Below are 309 nucleotides of genomic sequence, written 5' to 3' on the forward strand. Positions count from 1 at the left end.
GGGCGGGGACGACCACCAGCGCGCCGACCGCGGCGATCGCGACGACACCGATCCCGGCGTAGGCGAAGGAGCGCAGGAAGAAGGGCGGGAAGAGCAGCAGGGCGGCGAGCGCGGCGACGACGGTGGCGGCGGAGAAGGCGATGGTGCGGCCCGCGGTGGCCACGGTGGTGCGCAGCGCGTCCGGTACGTCGTCGCCCTCGGTCAGCCGCTCGCGGAAACGGCTGACCAGCAGCAGGCCGTAGTCGATGCCCAGGCCGAGACCGAGGGCGGTGGTGAGGTTGACCGAGAAGATCGAGACGTCGGTGATGC

The 309-nt window shown here is 72.5% G+C and carries 1 protein-coding gene; it reads right to left on the bottom strand.

The genetic code is table 11. From position 1 onward, the window contains the following. Positions 1-309, bottom strand: a 309-nt coding sequence (locus ACSNOK_RS33700; protein WP_436784567.1) for an MMPL family transporter, incomplete at both ends; no start/stop codon positions are given.

Origin of the sequence: Streptomyces sp. URMC 126 (assembly GCF_051386555.1) — a bacterium.
Lineage (GTDB): Bacteria > Actinomycetota > Actinomycetes > Streptomycetales > Streptomycetaceae > Streptomyces.